This window comes from Pantoea sp. GbtcB22 (genome assembly GCF_019091025.1).
In the GTDB taxonomy this organism is placed as follows: Bacteria; Pseudomonadota; Gammaproteobacteria; order Enterobacterales; family Enterobacteriaceae; genus Pantoea; species Pantoea leporis.
In genome coordinates this window covers 1-249 of sequence record NZ_JAGXKB010000532.1, presented here as the reverse complement: position 1 = coordinate 249, position 249 = coordinate 1, and the positions used below count along the sequence as shown (strand labels likewise).

Annotated in this window: 1 protein-coding gene; it reads left to right on the top strand. The window is 60.6% G+C overall.

What is annotated here, in order from left to right; all coding sequences use genetic code 11:
* The coding region (locus tag KVT28_RS25920; protein WP_217551131.1) for a saccharopine dehydrogenase NADP-binding domain-containing protein at positions 1-249 on the top strand (249 nt) is incomplete at both ends.

Genomic DNA, 249 nt, shown 5'->3' with positions numbered 1-249 from the left:
GACGCTGCTGAAACCGCGCTGCAGCTGGCGGGCGTCGGCGTTGTGCTGAACTGCGCCGGGCCGTTTGCTGCTACAGCAGAACCGCTGATGAAAGCCTGCATAGACCAGGGTATTCATTACCTTGATATCACAGCGGAAATTAACGTTTACCGGCTGGCTGAGTCACTGGGAGATAGAGCGGCGGTGGCCGGAAGTATGCTACTGCCGGGCGTGGGCTGGGACGTGGTGCCTACCGACTGCCTGGCCGTT